Origin of the sequence: Acetonema longum DSM 6540, assembly GCF_000219125.1 — a bacterium.
GTDB lineage: Bacteria > Bacillota > Negativicutes > Sporomusales > Acetonemataceae > Acetonema > Acetonema longum.
On record NZ_AFGF01000181.1, the window covers coordinates 1 to 17,320 of the forward strand.

The 17,320-nt window shown below is 52.1% G+C and carries 13 protein-coding genes and 1 pseudogene; 6 read left to right on the forward strand and 8 right to left on the reverse strand.

Annotated elements, in window-relative coordinates; genetic code table 11:
* Nucleotide 1 precedes the first annotated feature (1 nt).
* The 4 genes from ALO_RS15930 to ALO_RS15945 all read right to left on the reverse strand — a co-directional run bounded on the left by ALO_RS15930 (nt 2) and on the right by ALO_RS15945 (nt 3,926).
* Nucleotides 2-1,285 carry a TRAP transporter large permease subunit gene (locus ALO_RS15930; protein ID WP_040293658.1) on the reverse strand — a complete coding sequence of 428 codons (1,284 nt, stop codon included), beginning with the start codon at nt 1,283-1,285 and terminating at the stop codon, nt 2-4.
* Nucleotides 1,286-1,287: 2 nt separating this feature from the next.
* A complete protein-coding gene (locus ALO_RS15935; RefSeq protein WP_004097864.1) occupies nt 1,288-1,851 on the reverse strand; it encodes a TRAP transporter small permease in 564 nt (187 codons plus the stop codon).
* Between the two features lie 210 nt (nt 1,852-2,061).
* On the reverse strand, nt 2,062-3,084 hold the full coding sequence (locus ALO_RS15940; RefSeq protein WP_004097866.1) for a TRAP transporter substrate-binding protein: 1,023 nt from the start codon (nt 3,082-3,084) through the stop codon (nt 2,062-2,064).
* Between the two features lie 191 nt (nt 3,085-3,275).
* Nucleotides 3,276-3,926: a bifunctional 4-hydroxy-2-oxoglutarate aldolase/2-dehydro-3-deoxy-phosphogluconate aldolase gene (locus tag ALO_RS15945; protein WP_004097872.1), complete on the reverse strand. Its 651-nt coding sequence runs from the start codon at nt 3,924-3,926 to the stop codon at nt 3,276-3,278.
* 302 nt (nt 3,927-4,228) lie between these two features.
* On the opposite strand from ALO_RS15945, the pseudogene ALO_RS23960 reads away from it, so the two are divergent.
* The 4 genes and pseudogenes from ALO_RS23960 to ALO_RS15965 all read left to right on the forward strand — a co-directional run.
* Nucleotides 4,229-4,279, forward strand: a pseudogene (locus tag ALO_RS23960) (hypothetical protein); the annotation flags it as partial.
* A gap of 48 nt (nt 4,280-4,327) precedes the next feature.
* Nucleotides 4,328-4,960: a MurR/RpiR family transcriptional regulator gene (locus ALO_RS15955; protein ID WP_004097876.1), complete on the forward strand. Its 633-nt coding sequence runs from the start codon at nt 4,328-4,330 to the stop codon at nt 4,958-4,960.
* Between the two features lie 29 nt (nt 4,961-4,989).
* Nucleotides 4,990-6,516 (forward strand): gluconokinase, encoded by a 1,527-nt coding sequence (locus tag ALO_RS15960; protein WP_004097878.1) that lies wholly within the window; start codon nt 4,990-4,992, stop codon nt 6,514-6,516.
* A 55-nt stretch (nt 6,517-6,571) separates the two neighbouring features.
* Entirely contained in the window at nt 6,572-7,525 is a 954-nt protein-coding gene (locus tag ALO_RS15965; protein ID WP_004097881.1) for a phosphoglycerate dehydrogenase, read from the forward strand.
* Between the two features lie 99 nt (nt 7,526-7,624).
* Here the strand turns inward: ALO_RS15965 and gnd are convergent, their stop codons facing one another.
* Together gnd and ALO_RS15975 are read right to left on the reverse strand one after the other, a co-directional pair.
* Entirely contained in the window at nt 7,625-9,034 is a 1,410-nt protein-coding gene (gnd, locus tag ALO_RS15970; RefSeq protein WP_004097883.1) for a decarboxylating NADP(+)-dependent phosphogluconate dehydrogenase, read from the reverse strand.
* Nucleotides 9,035-9,163: 129 nt separating this feature from the next.
* Entirely contained in the window at nt 9,164-10,417 is a 1,254-nt protein-coding gene (locus ALO_RS15975; protein ID WP_004097885.1) for an acyltransferase, read from the reverse strand.
* A gap of 162 nt (nt 10,418-10,579) precedes the next feature.
* Between ALO_RS15975 and ALO_RS15980 the strand changes: the two genes are divergently transcribed.
* Together ALO_RS15980 and ALO_RS15985 are read left to right on the forward strand one after the other, a co-directional pair.
* Entirely contained in the window at nt 10,580-11,251 is a 672-nt protein-coding gene (locus ALO_RS15980) for a response regulator transcription factor (protein ID WP_004097887.1), read from the forward strand.
* On the forward strand, nt 11,248-12,756 hold the full coding sequence (locus tag ALO_RS15985) for a sensor histidine kinase (protein WP_004097889.1): 1,509 nt from the start codon (nt 11,248-11,250) through the stop codon (nt 12,754-12,756). Before ALO_RS15980 ends, ALO_RS15985 begins: the two co-directional genes overlap by 4 nt.
* Before the next feature lie 55 nt (nt 12,757-12,811).
* Here the strand turns inward: ALO_RS15985 and ALO_RS15990 are convergent, their stop codons facing one another.
* Nucleotides 12,812-14,215 (reverse strand): NAD(P)-dependent oxidoreductase, encoded by a 1,404-nt coding sequence (locus ALO_RS15990; RefSeq protein WP_004097891.1) that lies wholly within the window; start codon nt 14,213-14,215, stop codon nt 12,812-12,814.
* Nucleotides 14,216-14,463: 248 nt separating this feature from the next.
* Nucleotides 14,464-17,184 (reverse strand): cation-translocating P-type ATPase, encoded by a 2,721-nt coding sequence (locus tag ALO_RS15995; RefSeq protein ID WP_004097893.1) that lies wholly within the window; start codon nt 17,182-17,184, stop codon nt 14,464-14,466.
* Nucleotides 17,185-17,320: the final 136 nt, after the last annotated feature.

A 17,320-nucleotide genomic window follows, 5' to 3' on the forward strand; every position in this document is an offset into this window, starting at 1 on the left:
GTTAGGAACCGGTAAGAATTCGCATCGGAACAATAACAATGTCCGGGAAAAAGGTCAGCAGTATGAGCAACAGAATTTCTATCCACATATAGGGCCAGACATTGCGCATAATCTGATCCATTGTAACCTTGCCTACCCCGGCTGCCACATTAAGCACCGTACCTACCGGCGGCGTTAAGAGGCCAATCATGTTGTTAAATACAAACATAAAGCCGAAATAAACGGGATCAATGCCTGCCTTTAAGATAATCGGCATCATTACAGGAGTCAGTATCAGTATAGTAGGCGTTGCGTCCATGGCCGTACCGACCAGCAATACAATAAGGTTGATGGCGATCATCAACAGGAGTTTATTGTCCAGAACAGGCGCCAGGAGTTCGCCAAGCTGCGCCGGGATGTTCGCTACCGCAATCAGCCACGAGGAAACCATAGCTGCCGCCGCCAGGAACATGACCACACTGGTGGTTTTCGCCGCCGCAACCAAGACTTCCGTAATATTGCCCCAATTGAGTTCGCGATAAATAACCACTCCGACAAAGAGGGCATAGAAGGCCGCAATGGAAGCCGCCTCCGTGGGGGTAAAGATGCCTCCTCGCAAACCGACGATGATAATCAGCGGTAAAATAAAGGCCCATACCGCTCCTCGCGCGGCCTGCATCAATTCAGCCAAACTCTTGCGCGGCTGTACCTTAAACTGCTCTTTGCGGCAAATCCAGGCCCATGTAGCTGCCAGAAAAATACACAGCAGCAAGCTGGGCACTACGCCGGACATAAACAGCTTGGGTATGGATACATTGCCTGTAACGCCGAAAATAATCATCGGTACGCTGAGGGGCATGATCGGCGCGATGATACCTGCTGAGGCGATCAAAGCGGCTGATTTGGCGCGGTCATAGCCGGCCTCTACCATAATCGGAATCAGTATTGCGCCCAATGCCGCCGTATCGGCAACAGCCGAACCGGACAAGCCGGAGAAGATTAAGCTGGCAAGAATAGCCACATAACCTAAACCGCCGCGGACATGACCAACCAGGGCAATGGCGAAAGCGATAATGCGCTTTGATATGCCGCCGGCATTCATCAGTTCTCCGGCTAAGATAAAGAACGCAATTGCCATGAGGGGGAAATTATCAGCCCCGTCGACCAGGTTGGATGCCAGGATTTGCGTATCAAACAGATTTAAATGCATCAGTAAAGCCACGCCGCTCATGAGCAGCGCAAAGGCAATAGGGATCCCCATGGCCATGACCGCCAGCAGGGATACCAGGAAGACAAGCATGGTCATTGTCATGAATTGGGACCTCCTTTGCTTTTTTCCTCACCAACGACGCTCTCAATTTTCTGCCGGTCTTCCGAATCGGTAATCATGAGCAGTTCATCGGAGGCCATTTTGTTAGTAAGCAGCTTGTACAAATTGCCTAGGGCAATGATCACAATGCTGACGCTGGAAATAAATCCTGCGACATAAACGAACGCCAGCGGAATTCGCATAGACGGTGAATTCTGATCCATCGTCAGAGTTGTCAGATTCCATGTGCCATGCACAACCAGCAGCATGGTTAACAAAATGAGTATATTATTGGCCACAAACAGGATTTTCCGGCCTTTGACCGATAACTTGTTAACCAGTGTGTCGACCCCTAAATGGGCATTTTCGCGAAAAGCAACAATCGCCCCCAGGAAGATCAGCCAAACAAACAAATATCTCGAAGCTTCCTCCGCCCAGGTAATACCAGAGTTAAAGAAGTAACGCATCACGACATTGGAAAAAACAAAGGTTGTCATAAGACACAAGCACACGGCAATCAGCGCATGGAGCATACGGTAGCAGGCATTCATTATGGCGTCCATATATCTACGTCCTCTCAAGGGGAATTGACTTTCTGGATCAATGCTATAAAAACAGAGAAGCACTAAACAGGTAAGGCTGTTGAAAAGCCCGCTTATAGTAGTATGCGCCAACCCTGAAAGCAACATTACCGGCGAAGAATTCGCTCGCCATTAACTTGCAATTTCAAGATTGGCGCAGTACTGGCTTTCTCAACAGCCTCGCGTTACTTTTTACTTCTGGGAGTATTTAGCGATTTCTGCTTTTACTTCTTGGACATTATCTTTGCCAATCTCAGCTTCAAACTGGCCTGCGATGTCTTTCGTGGCATCGACAAAGGCTTGCGCCTGTTCAGGGGTCAGCCTGGTAACAACCATGCCGGCCTTTTCCAGGCTAGCACTTGCTTCCTGCATCATTTCGCGATTGGTCTTTCTTTGGTAAATACCAGCTTCTTTGCCGGCTCTGGCAATTAGCTCCTGATCTTCCTTAGGCAGAGTGTTCCAAATTTTTTGGCTGAACATAAAGACGAAAGGGGAATAGAAATGATTGGTTACGGAAGTATATTTTTGTACTTCATAATATTTTTGGAGATAAATGGTAGTCAACGGATTTTCCTGGCCGTCGACAATGTGCTGCTGCATGCTGGTAAACAATTCACCCAGCGGCATGGGTGTCGGGTTAGCGCCCAGGGTTCTGAAGGTAGCTAAATGTACGGGGTTTTCCATGGTTCTGATTTTAAGGCCCTTTACATCAGCCGGAGTCTTGACATTGACTTTGCTGTTAGTAAGCTGCCGGTAGCCGTTTTCCCAGAAAGCGATTCCTTTAATGCCTTGGGTGGACAGAGAATCAAGATACTTCTGACCGACAGGACCGTCTAACACCTTATCAGCAACTTCTTCATTGGGGAACAGGAAAGGCAGGTCAAAAACCATCCATTTTTTATCAAGACCGGAAATCGGGGCAGTTGACGGGCAAGTCATTTCCAGCGTACCTGCTCTGAGGGCTGTCATCATCTTGGTATCGTCACCCAGCTGGCTGCTGGCGAAAAGCTGGACTTCAATACGTCCCTTGGAATCACGTTCCACAATTTCCTTGAACTTTTCCAACCCTTTGTATTGCGGGCTTTGCTCGTTAAGACCGATGCCCACCTTGATAGTCCGTTTTTCCGGCGCCGCGCCACCGCCGCAACCGGCCAGCAGGCTCACAGCAACCATTCCGGCCAATAGAACCCCCATCAGCTTACCCATTTTCTTCATTACGTTTCCTCCCATGTTTCATTTATACTAAGCCCGATAGACAATCTTCGGGGCTTGGTACAACTGTTTAGTGTAAATTCGAAATACTATTCAAAAAATCCTTCCGTATCCGGGACATTCTGGTCTTTATTTTTTCAATTTTCTCTTAAATTCGTGAAATTTTTCTCTTGCTTTAGATCAGCAACAGCCTCTTATACGCTGGCCCGGGCCCGACGCACCGCCTCGATGAAAGCTTTCGCCTTTTCCGTAATCGTAGCGTAATCTCCTTCAGCCACCGCTTTTTTGTCCACCAGTTCACTGCCGATGCCAAAGCCGAAGGCTCCTGCCTGGATGAATTCGGCAATATTCCCCAGATTAACGCCGCCGACCGGTATGATGGCCGCCTGATTCAACGGGCCGCGCAAATCCTTCAGGTATTTCGCCCCCAGCGCTCCCGCCGGGAAAAGCTTAACAATGTCAACGCCGAGGCGATAGGCTGTCATAATCTCACTCGGCGTTGTTACGCCGGGAATGGCCAGCTTTTGATTTTGATGTACCAGTTGCACCACCTCGGGATTGAGATCAGGGGCCAGTACGAATTTTGCACCGGCGTCGATTACCAGTTGCGCCGCCGTCGGGCTGAGCACAGTCCCCGCGCCGACCAGCATTTTGTCGCCCATCGTAGAGGACAGCGCTTCAATCATGCTGAGATAACCCGGCGTATTGCAGGTAACTTCAATCGCCTGCACTCCGCCCTCATATAAGGCGGCGGCGATCTTTTCGATTTTCCCGGCCGGAATGCCTCTGACGATCGCGACAATTCCGGTTTCTTGCAGGCATTTTACAACACGATACTTGTCCATTGATTTTCCTCCCTTAAACCGAAATTTCGTAAATTTTTTTCTTTTTTCTATTATAGCATAGTAACATATGATTTTGATAAAAATTTTTTTCGTAATTTTTCAAAAAAAATAACTCCCTGCCGTCGTTTCATCGTATAATTATATACGGAAGCAACAACGGATGAAGGGACGAAACGCATGGCGACCATGGAGGAAAAAGGAAGCCTGGACAAGCTTCGGGAGGCATATTCGGGTCTGAACCGGGCGGAAAAAAAGTTGCGCAATACATCCTGGAAAACCCCAGGGCAATTATCCATTGTTCCATTACAGAACTGGCCGACAACAGCCGGGTCAGTGACGCAACCGTCTTTCGACTCTGCCAGAAGCTGGGCTACAAGGGCTATCAGGAATTAAAAATCAAATTGGCAAGCTCCGTGATTGAACCCCTCAAAAATATTCATGAAGAAATCAGCGAAACCGATGACATGTTCATTATTATGCAAAAGCTCTGCACGCTGAACATTCAAAATTTGGAACAGACGACGAAGGTCAATGACTGCCGTGAACTGGGGCGGGCTGTGGATATAATCGCCGGCGCCGGGCAGCTTCTGTTTTTCGCCATGGCCGGTTCCGGCGGTCTGGCTATGGATGCCTGCAATAAGTTCATGCGGACAGGCATTCCCTGCATGGTACAGACCGATTCCCACTGGCAGGCCATGTATGCTTCTCTGATGAAAGAAAATGATGTTGTCATTGCATTCTCCCATTCCGGCAGCAATAAGGAACTGATTGAATCCATTACCATCGCCAGAAATAAGAAGGCGAAAGTGATTGCCATCACCGGCAGCCCCATATCCCCCATCGCCAAAGTTTCGGACGTGGTGCTTGTTTCCTACGGCAAAGAAACCATGTTCCGGAGCGAAGCCATGGGTTCGCGGGTGACGGCGCTTTTAGTAACCGACTGCCTGTATACCGGCGTATGCCTGCAGCGTAAGGATACTACGCTGCAGGTGCTGGAAAAACTCCGGGACAGCATTGCCCGTAAACGGTATTAAGGAACGACATACGAAAAGAGGGATTCATCATGCAAGCTATTATCGGTGTTGATATCGGCACCACCGGCGCCCGGACGGTCATTCACCGCACGGACGGGACACTGCTGGCCAGCCAGTCCCAGGATTATCCGCTCTATACTCCCAATCCCGCCTGGGCCGAACAGGAGCCTGAAGAAATTTTTCAGGCGGTTATGTCCGTGACCGAAAAAGCGCTGCTCCAGGCCAAGCTGCCGCCGGACAGGATCGCAGGCTTGTGTTTCGGCTCGGTGTTCCATAGCTTTATTCCCATTGACCGGGACGGCAACGCCCTCTGCCGGATGATGAACTGGGCAGACAGCCGCAGCCAGCTCTATACCGAAAGACTGAAGTCCGAGCAGGATGCCAAAGCCATTTATATGAGGACAGGCTGTCCTCTGCATCCCATGTATATGCCGTCCAAAATCCTCTGGTTCAAGCATGAGCGGCCGGACCTGTTCCGACGCACCTACAAGTTTGTCAGCATTAAGGAATATATCATGTACCGTTTTCTGAAGCAGTATATCGTCGACCGTTCGATTGCCTCAGGCAGCGGCATGTATAATATTCATGCCCTGGAATGGGATCAGGAACTGCTGGCTGTTTTGGGCATTTCCGGCGACATGTTTTCCCGGGTAGTACCCACCACCCATGTAACAGAGGAAATTGCGCCTGAAGTCGCGGCCCGGCTCGGACTGCCGCCTGATTTGAAGGTTGTGGTCGGTGCTGGCGACGGCGTTCTTTCCAGCATCGGCGCCGGCGCGATCAATCCGGGGCAGCTTACCGCCATGATTGGCACCAGCGGCGCCGTGCGGCTGGTCACCGACAAGCCGACCGTGGATGAAAAACTCCGCACCTGGTGTTACAATTTGACTGACAAATACTGGGTGGCCGGCGGTGCTATTAATAACGGCGGCATCGCCTTCCGCTGGATGCGGGACAAGTTCGCCGAAACCGAGCAGCGGGTAGCGGAAAAGATGGGGCTGGATGCTTATCAACTGCTCAGCACCTATGCCGAAAAAGTACCGGCCGGCTCAGACGGCCTGATTCTGCTTCCTTTTTTTGCCGGTGAGCGCGCTCCCTACTGGAACGCTAACGCCCGGGGCGTGCTGTTTGGCCTGAATCTCAATCATGACAAGCGCCATATGATTCGGGCGACCCTGGAGGGCGTAACCTACCGGATGTTCAGCATCTATCAGGCACTGGACCAGGTGGCCGGTCCGGTTAATGAAATCCGGGTCAGCGGCAGTTTTACGCGTTCCAAGCTTTGGGTCCAGATTATGGCCGATGTATTCGGCAAAATGATCAGCGTGCCGGGCGAACCCGAAGGATCGGCTTTCGGCGCGACCATTCTCGGTATGCACGCTCTGGGCATTCTCAAAGACATCAAAGAGGTCGGCGGATTCATCAATATCAAGGAACGCTATTATCCGTCCGCGGAGAATCATAGCCGCTACCAGGAACTGTTTTCTATTTATGAACGGATTTACTGGAACCTGCAGTCCGAATTTGCCGCTATTGCGAAAATCCAACGCGGCTAATTGGAGAATAAGCAACAAACTTTAAAACATTGGTAGAAATCAGGAGGAATTAATTATGAAAGTATTGGCAGCTGCCCGCTCCTTTGCCAAATCAGCTGAAGCAAAAGCTGTTTTGTCGCAGGCGGGTTTCGAAATCGTATTGAATCCCCATGACCGCCCCTTAAAAGAGGCGGAACTGCTGGAGCTTATACAGGATGTGGACGGGATGGTCGCCGGCATGGATGAAGTCACCGCCGCCGTCATTGACAAAGGCGCTCCCCGGCTCAAAATCGTCGCTAAGCACGGCGTCGGCTATAACAACATCGATTTGACGGCCGCCAAAGAGCACGGCGTCCAGGTTACCATTACGCCAGGCGCGAACACCGTTTCCGTCGCCGAACTGGCCTTCGCCCTGATGCTGGCTGTCGCCCGTAAAATCAACCTCATGGACAAGTCGGTGAGGGCAGGTTCCTGGAACCGTGTGACCGGTGGCGAACTGTCCGGCAAAACTCTGGGTATTGTCGGCCTTGGCAATATCGGCGGCGAAGTCGCCAAACGGGCTGCCGCCTTTGACATGCAGGTGGTTGCTTATGATCTGTTTCCCCGGGCTGATTGGATCGAAAAATACGGCGTCGTCTACAAACCTCTGTCCGAGGTCATCGCTGCCGCTGACTTCCTCTCGCTGCACGCCCCAGCCACACCGGAAACGCAGGGCATGATCAACAGGGCCGTGCTAAAGACCATGAAACCGTCGGCCATCATCATCAATACCGCCCGGGGCGACCTGATTGTGGAAGAGGATCTCTATGCAGCTCTGACCACCGGCGTCATTGCCGGCGCCGGTCTCGACACCTTCGCTCAGGAGCCGCCGGTGGACAGTCCCTTGTTCACCTTGGACAACGTGGTTTTGACCCCCCATGCCGGGGCCGCGACTGCGGAAGCGGTTACCCGCATGGGTGTCACCGCCGCCGAAGAAGTCGTCCGGGTACTGACCGGCAAGCAGCCGCTTTATTCGGTGCTGAAGAAGTAAGCTTTTCGAACAAAAGGGTGTTGCGAAGCACATAAGCTTCGTAACACCCTTTTTCATGCATTATCTCAATGCCTCAAGCCGGCAGGTCAGCAGCCGCTTTTATTTAAGCCAGTCTGTGTGGTATATTCCTTTTTTATCCACTCGCTCATACGTATGCGCGCCAAAATAGTCCCGCTGGGCCTGTATGAGATTGGCCGGCAGCACGGCCTGGCGATAACTGTCATAATAGGCCAGCGAAGCGCTGAAGGCAGGTACGGGTACCCCAAGCTCGGCGCAGGTTTTAACAACCAACCGCCAATTACCCTGAGCGGCAGTCAGCGCGTCGGTGAAATAGGGAGCGAGCAGCAGATTGGCCAGTTCAGGCTGTTGCTCGTAGGATTCTTTGATTCGGTCCAGGAACTGCGCCCGGATAATGCAGCCGCCCCGCCACAACAAAGCGATTTCGCCAAAATTGAGCGACCAGTGGTATTCCTCGCTCGCCGCCTTTAACAAGGCAAAGCCCTGAGCGTAGGAACAAATTTTGGAAGCATACAGGGCATCGTGAATGGCTTGTATGAACTGCTGCTTATCACCGGCATAGGTTTTGCCGGGACCAGGCAAAATGCCGGCGGCCTGCAGGCGTTCCGCCTTATACGCCGACATGCAGCGAGCGAAAACCGCCTCGGTGATGGTCGGTGTCGCCACTCCCAGGTCCAGAGCGCTTTGTGAAGTCCACTTGCCGGTGCCCTTCTGCCCGGCTTTATCCAGAATGACTTCCACCAGCGGTTTGCCGGTTTCTTCATCAAGTTTGGCAAAAATATCGCGGGTAATTTCTATCAGATAGGAATCAAGCACACCTCGGTTCCATTCGGCGAAAACGGTATGAAGCTCCTTTGCCGTCAGGCCCAGTACATGCTTCATGATATAATAAGCTTCGGAGATGAGCTCCATGTCGCCATATTCAATGCCATTATGCACCATTTTTACATAATGACCGGCGCCGTCCGGACCGACGTAAGCGCAACAGGGGCCATCCTCCACCTGGGCGGCAATAGCTGTAAACAGAGGCGCTACCTCTTCATAAGCGGCTTTTTCTCCTCCGGGCATCAGGCTCGGCCCTTTCAGCGCCCCCTCTTCGCCGCCGGAGACGCCCATGCCAAGGAAACGGATGCCCTGGGCCGTCATTTCCTGTACGCGGCGGCGGGTATCTTCAAAAAAGGAGTTGCCTCCGTCAATGACAATATCCCCGGCTTCCAGATGCGGCAAGAGTTCCTGCAGCATAGAATCCACCGGCGCACCGGCCTTGACCATCAGCATGATTTTGCGGGGCCTTTCGAGCATGTCCAGCAATTCAGGTATGCTGTGGGCACCGCCTACCGGCAGGTGCCGCGTCCTTTCCAAGAGCTCGTCGACCTTGCTGACCGTCCGGTTATAGACGGCTACCCGAAAACCCTTGCCCGCCATATTCAGGACCAGATTCTCGCCCATAACGGCCAGTCCGATTAACCCAATCGCATATTTTTCAGTCATAGTATCCCCCATCCCTGTTTTTCACGGCTGGTGTTTTTATTCGATGCCTGCCGCCTTTTCCCTCCATATTGACTAGCCGTAAACACAGGATAGGAGAAACTATTCAATTCATGCATCAGCGGTCTGCTTTTATTCCTTACCTGCATCCAGAGTTATGATCATTTTATCATTTCTGAGAGGCCGTATGCGATTCACTGATTCAGACTCCTTCGGATGCTTCTGACGGAACGGAACCGCTGACGGCAGGGGGCCGAACAGTATCCAGGCGCTGCCGGTCAATTGATAGCCCAATCTCACAATGATCCAGGAAGCAAAGAGCGCCCACAAAAATCCTCCCGCCACAAAGGGGTGATAAACCGATGGTGAGTCCCCGACTGGGAGGTTGAAATAAAAGGACAGCAAACCGGCATGCAGAAGATATATGCCAAAGGAAACCATGCCCAGATGCAGGAGCGCATTCACCCATGCCCGGCTCAGCCGGCGGAGAAGAAAGTGAGCCGCCTGAAACAGCACCAGAGCAGTCAGGAAGGAGTGAAGATGCCACAGTCCTTCATACACCAATCCATGCAGCACAATGCCGTAAGCTCTCAACTGATGCCAGATATAGACATGAGCTGCTGCCGCTGTCCCCCAGACCAGCCAAACAATCAGCCAATTTCGGGTTTGTCGTGACCGGATGTCTTTCGAGCTGATCAAGCTCTTCTTCTTAATGGATTCATAATGAATGCCGCAAAAAGCGCCGAGAAAATAATTGGAGATGTAGGATACAGCAAGAGACCCTTTGTCGGCATATTGCCCGTTCCAATGGTTCGCCAGTACAAAGGCCCACTGCAGAACAATGCCCGCCCAGACCAAATGCCTGGAAAGAGACGGATACCGCTGCAGGATCCATAAGAGAGCGGGGAACAAAAGATAAAACTGAACATTGATAAACACAAAATAAAGATGGTAAAAAGCTTTGCCGGTCAACAACTTAAGAAAAAATTCCGCCGGCGCTGCGTTTTGAATCAATCCTTCCCAGCTTAGCCCGTGCAGATAGTAGGTCCGGGCCACATAATAGCCCAGGGAGAAAATCAGATAAGGCAGTAAAACATACAGAAGCCGCCGTTTATAAAACCGCCCGATCAATTCCCCGGTAAAGGGACGCGAAAAGTAGCTGTGGAATAAAACGAAGGCACTAAGAAAAATGAATGTGGGGGTTCCAAACTTATTAAAAATATTGATAAAATTATACACACCGAAGGTTTTTGATACCGGAGCCACCGTTTCAACCGGTACGGCGGAAGTATGGACCAGTAAAACCCCGATAATGGCTAATGCCCTGACAATATATACCGCATCAATCTGTTCCCGCGAAGACAATGAAGTTGATTCTGCTTTCATCCCATTCCTCTCAAACAATAAAATTATTTTTTTGCTGATTTTATTGTAAACAAACCGGTTTACAATTTTGTCACAGCTTTGTTACAGTTTTGTCACAATATATCGGCAAAATGAAATGGGATTTATTTCTGTTTTTTGAAAATTAAGTTGCGAGGTGCTGTTATGGCCCAGGAAACTATTTTGATTGTGGATGATGAGTTCCGCCTGCGCAAGCTGGTGGGAGATTTCTTACGCAAAGCCGGTTATGCTGTCCTGGAGGCGGAAGACGGGGAAAAGGCCCTTGCTTTACTCTCCGGCCATGTTGCCCTGGTTATATTAGATGTGATGATGCCGGGCAAGGACGGATGGAGTGTGTGCCGGGAGATTCGCGCCCGATACAGCATGCCGGTCATCATCCTAACTGCTCGCAGCCAGGAGATGGATGAACTGTTCGGGTTTGAGCTGGGGGCTGACGAGTATATTACTAAACCCTTCAGTCCGCAAATTTTGGTGGCCAGAGTCAAAGCCCTGCTGCGCCGGACAGAAGTTGCCGGAACCCTGCCGTTTCAATTTGGCGATCTGACCATCAATACCGCCGCCCATGAAGTTCACCTGGAAGGACAGTCTCTGAACCTGACCCCGAAGGAATATGACCTGCTCCTATATTTAGCCATGAACCGGGGCAAGGCATTAAGCCGCGAACAGATCCTGGAGCGGGTCTGGGACTATCGTTATTTCGGCGACTTGCGAACCGTGGACACCCATGTGAACCGGCTCAGAATTAAACTGGGGCCCTTAAACAAATGGATTCAGACCGTCAGGGGACTGGGCTATCTATTTGAGGAAGCAAAATGAAGCTGTCAATTAAAACCAAACTGTATCTGGGCATGAGCGGTCTGGTCCTGTTGTATGTGGGCCTGATCTGGATGCTGACAACCCAGTATCTCGAAGACTACTATCTGAGCAAAAAAAAGGACCTGCTGCGTCAAAGCAGCCAGGCGATTGCTGAACTGTATACAGGCGATCCGGGAACAATTGCTTTTACCCTGCAGCGGCTGGAGAGTGACAGGAGCGTTTCCATTCGGATTACCGATATAGCCGGTATTACAAAATACAGTTCGGTTTACCGTGTGATTAATGGCAAGCCCTTTTTCCCGGAAACCACCGCCCTTCCGAATGAGGCTTCCCGTTCCAGGGCATCTTCCCAATATCTGAAAGTAAACCAGGAAGTCAGTGACCAATTCACCCTGGAAATCCAAAAAGACACGATTTTAAACCGGGAGTTTTTGGTGTTGGAACGCAGATTGAAGAACAGCGACCTCTTGACGCTGCGGATTCATCTCTCCACCATCAGGGAAAGTGTGGCTATTGTCAATCAGTTCATGGGGTTTACCGCCATTCCGGTCATTTTGCTGGGCTGCATTTGGACAATAATTGTTGCCAGACGCTTCACCAATCCCATTATCCAGCTGAAAGACATTGCTCACAGCATGGCGAATCTGGACTTCCGGCAGAAGTGCCGCCATCATAGCAACGATGAAGTGTCTGATCTGGCCGACAGCATTAATTATCTTTCCGATCAACTGGATTTGGCCATCCGGGAACTGCATCTGAAAAATCAGCGTCTGACGGAAGATATTCAAAAAGAGCGGCAAATGGATCAGATGCGCAAAGAGTTTATCTCCAATGTCTCCCATGAGCTCAAGACCCCCATCGCCCTGATTTCAGGCTATGCGGAAGGGCTCAAAACCAATGTCATGGACGATGAAGACGGTAAAAATTTTTATTGCGACGTCATCATGGATGAAGCCCGAAAAATGGATCAGCTGGTCAAAGACCTTTTGAACCTGGCCCAGCTGAAATCGGAGTACTTCCGGCTGGATAAGACCGTATTTGATATAGCAGCCTTGGTAAAGCAGGTACTCTATAAATACACCGCCATCCTGTCTGAAAAAAACGTAAAGCTGTCAATAGAAGTCAAGGCTAACGACAACGGCCTCTTGGTCTATGCCGACCAGGGCAAAATCGAGCAAATCATCGTAAACTTTATTGATAACGCCCTATATCATATCAATCAGGATAAAATCATTGCCCTGGAAATAACGCCCCAGGGAGAAAAAGTTCGCCTGTCAGTCATGAATTCCGGCAACCCTATTGCCAGACACAGTCTGGACAAAATCTGGACCAGTTTTTATCGGGCGGACCAAGCCCGGCCGCGGGAAGAAGGCAGGGTTGGCTTAGGTTTGGCTATTGTAAAAGCTATCCAGGAACGTCATCATAACGGTTTTGGCGCAGAGAACCTGGAACAGGGAGTTAAATTCTGGATCGATCTGGACCGCGCCAGGAACGGCGCAGCCTAAAGAGTCCCCGGCCATCGCCGGGGACTCTTGTGTAAAATGCCTGGTCAGGCAGGTATTATTGCGCTTGAGCGGGATCTCCGCTTGCCGGGACGGGTTCACAGTCATCCAGCAACTTTTTGGCTTCAATATAGCTGGCAATGCCTGCCGCTGCCTTTTTGGCCTCCTTCATGGCCAGGACTACGGTCGCCGGTTCATGGACCACATCACCGCCGGCGAATACTCCCCGACGGGTGGTCATGCCGTATGGTCGCTCCTTCGTTATGACATAGCCGTTTTCATTCACATCAATGCCGGTGGTGGTAGATACAATCCGGGCCGCCGGACGCTGGCCCACTGCCATGATGACTTTATCGGCCGGCAGGATGCGCAGCTGGCAGGAGGGCGTCGGCTTGCCATTGGCGTCTATTTTTTGCAGTTCATACTCTACCCCCCGGACCCGCTCGCCGCCGGTAAAGGCCGTGGGACTGGCCAGCCACTCGAATTGGACGCCTTCGGCGACAGCCTGCTCGTATTCCGATTGTAATGCCGGCATCTCCGTCTGGGTCCGCCGGTAGACAATGGTTACCCGCTGGGCTCCCAGGCGCAAAGCCGTACGAGCTGCGTCTATGGCTACATTGCCGGCGCCGATGACCACCACCCGGTCCCCTTTGGCCACCGGTACTTCTTTCTGATCCAGATTGCCGCCGGCCGCCAGAGCCACCATGCTGAGGAAATAGGTGGCCTGTACCACTCCCGGCAGATCTTTCCCCGGTACTTCCAAGGTGCGGGGCAGAGCCGTGCCGGTGCCGATGAAGATAGCGTCGAAGCCCCGGTCAAAGATCTGATCCGCAGTTATATCCTGGCCTACCAGTACATTGGTCTCGAACAGAATGCCCAGTTGTTTTAACCGGTCAATTTCCCGGCGAACCACATCCTTATTGAGCCGAAAAGCCGGGATACCGTACAGGAGAACGCCTCCCGGCTCATTCTGGCCTTCAAAGACCGTAACAGCAAAGCCGGCTTTGGCCAGGTCTCCGGCTACGGTCAGACCGGCGGGGCCGGAGCCAATGACGGCGACAGATCCTTTAGTGGCCTGGGTGGGGGTAATCCTGTCAACCTCCATGTCCGATTCAAAATCCGCCACAAACCGCTCCAGTTTACCGATACGAATGCCTTTTTGCTGTTTGGTCATGACACAATGGGCCTCACACTGCTTTTCATGGGGACAGACCCGGCCGCAAACAGCCGGCAGGCTGCTGCGCTGGGCGATAATCTTACTGGCCTGGCCAAAGTTGCCCTGAGCGACGCAGGATACAAAACCGGGAATGTCGTTGTCAATCGGGCAGCCGGTGCGGCATAAAGGCCTGGGACAATTGAGGCATCGCTTGGCTTCCGCAATGGCCTCCCGGATAGTAAATCCCTGATCCTCTGAGAATGTTAGCTTGTCTTTATCAAAATCGGTTTTTTTGTCAATCAGCATGTCAATCTCCTCTTTCTATTCGGATAAAGCTGAAATAGTAATGATAGGAATGCGAAAATCTGAGACAGTTATGCTTTATTCACAAAGTATGATACCGCAGAAAGGAAAAACAAGCAACATTGTGAATTTATTACCGATGATGGGGGTTTTCTCAGGGAGATGGATGTCTCCTGACGGGCTGATGAGAAACAAACAGCAGGGCTGCGAACCGGAGTTCGAGCCCTGCTGTTGTTTATTTATTCTTGGTGTCAGTTGTTTTTGACGGTCGCGCCGTGTCCGTGCATCCTGTTCAGGACAACCTTGCCCAGTTCCGCAGAAATCAGCGGCAGGGCTGCGAAGGCTAAAATCACATCCCAGTCCCAAAACGACAGGTGAACCGTGCGGAAGATATCGCTGAACGGCGAGTACATGGCCAGCATCAGTATCGCAAACGACGCCAGCACACCCAGGTTCATGTACTTATTGCTGAACACACCGATTTTAAAGATGGAGTGGAACTCGGAACGGGTGGAATAAGCCCGCAGGAGTTCACCGGAAATGAGGGTTGCCAGGGAATAGGTGCGGGCGATCTCAAGGTCCCCGCCGAAGGTGTTCAGAGCGTATTTGAAGGAACCAATGACCGCCAGAGCCAGGACCGTACTTTGAATGCCAATCATCCAGCGCATGCGCACATCGATCAGGGATTCATTGGGATCCCGCGGAGGCTGGTCCATAACGCCGGGTTCGCGCTGTTCCATGCCCAGAGCCAGAGCCGGGAAGGCATCGGTCACCAGATTGAGCAGCAATAAGTGAATCGGCAGGAGCGGAATCGGCCAGCCCAGCAGCATGGTCAGGAAAATCAGCAGGATCTCGGCAAAATTGCAGGACAACAGAAAGAAGACGAACTTGCGGATATTGCTGTAGATAACCCGGCCTTCTTCCACTGCCGAAACAATGCTGGCGAAGTTATCGTCAGTCAGTACTATGTCGGCGGTTTCCTTAGTGACATCCGTGCCGGTAATGCCCATAGCCACGCCGATCCGGGCCTTCTTCAGGGCTGGCGCGTCATTGACGCCGTCGCCGGTCATGGCGGCGATTTCCTGGTTCTGCTGCAGCGCGTCTACAATCGCCACTTTATTTTCCGGTGAAACCCGGGCGAAGACACTGGAGCGGCGAACGACCTGCCGCAGTTCATCCGGCGACAGCTTGTCCAGTTCCGGGCCGGTCATAACCGTGGATTCGTCATCGGCAATGCCCAGTTCCTGAGCAATGGCAAAGGCCGTATCCCGGTAGTCGCCGGTGATCATCACCGGGCGGATACCGGCGGTCCGGCAGACCTTAACCGCGTCTTTCACTTCCGGGCGGGCAGGATCAATCATGCCCAGCAGGCCCGTAAAGATCAGACTTTGCTCGACGGCAGCCGCCGTGATATCATCCGGCAGCGCCGCGTAGCGGCGGTAGGCCACGGCCAGCACCCGCAGCGCCTGCTTGGCCATGTCCTGGTTGGCCTCAAGCACTGTCTGCCGGATCTCTTGGGTCAGTTCGTGGACTTCGCCGTTGATCTGGATATGGGTGCAGCGGCCTAGTAAAATGTCCGGCGCGCCCTTGACAAAGGCAATGATTTTCTGGGATTCGTCCTGGTGGAAAGTCGTCATCATTTTCCGGGCCGAATCAAAAGGAATTTCCTGAATGCGGGGATGGGCGTCATTCAGCGTCTGCCGGCTGTATCCCGCCTTGGCGGCGGCCACGATCAGAGCTCCCTCGGTGGGGTCGCCGGCGATGCGCCAGGTTTTGCTGCTTTCTTCCTGACGCAGGGAAGCGTCATTGCAGAGAGATCCGCCTTTTAACAGCAAATCAAGGTCAGAAGTATTTTTGGCCTCCAACAGTTGGCCGTTGCGGGAGAATGAACCTTGCGGATTGTAGCCTTCACCGGTTAACTCATAAATAGAATTGCCGGCAAAAACCCGGACGACTGTCATCTGGTTCTGGGTCAGAGTCCCGGTTTTGTCGGAACAAATAACGGTGGTGCTGCCTAATGTTTCCACAGCATGGAGTTTTTTGACGATGGCATTGCGTTTAACCATCCGCTGCATACCTAAAGCCAGCACGATGGTTACTACTGCCGGCAGCCCCTCCGGAATGGCGGCTACCGCCAGACTGACGGCGATCATGAACATGCTGAGCAGCGGCTCGCCGCGCCACAGGCCTAACAGGAAGACGATGACGCAGATACCCAGACAGCTGTAGCCCAGGATCTTCCCGAACTCTTCCAGACGCCGCTGCAAGGGAGTCTGCTCATCTTCGAAATGCTGAATCATCGTCGCGATTTTGCCCAGTTCGGTTTTCATGCCGGTATCGGTAACCACCGCTTTGCCCCGGCCATAGGTGATGACCGTACTCATGAAGCCCATATTTTTGCGGTCTCCCAGAGGCGCTTCATGGTCGATGGCTCTCGGTTCCTTTTCCACCGGCACCGATTCGCCTGTCAGCGACGCTTCTTCTATTTTCAGGTTAACGGCTTCCAGCAGGCGTACATCAGCCGGCACATAGTCACCGGTTTCCAGGATGATCACGTCCCCCGGCACCAGTTCATCAGAAGTGATGACTTCCTGTTTGCCGTCCCGAATGACTTTTGATGTGGGAGCAGCTAACTTTTTCAAGGCCTCCAGCGCCTTTTCCGCCCGGGATTCCTGCATCACGCCCAGCCCGGCGTTTAATACGACGATAGCCATAATCACCAGGGAATCCACTACTTCCCCGACAAAGGCCGAAACGATGCTGGCGCCAATCAGAATTAAGACTAAAAAGTCCTTGAGCTGCTCTAGTAACATTTGAAACGTAGTCCGGCCCTCTTTGTGAATCAGTTCGTTGGGGCCGAATTGTTTTAACCGCGCCTCAGCTTCGGCGGAAGATAGTCCTGTCGAAACATCGGAATCCAAAGCGGCGACTACTTCCTTGGAGTCCTGTTGGTACCAAACCCGGTTTGACATTTTTATCCATCCTTTCCTTTGGGTAAACGATTTCCTTAAACAGCCATTACCTTGACCTGAGAATCGAGAGAAAAGGCAGCGTCAGTAACGGCCCGCACCGCCTCCACGGCCACCCCGGGAGCCAGCTCCCTGAGAA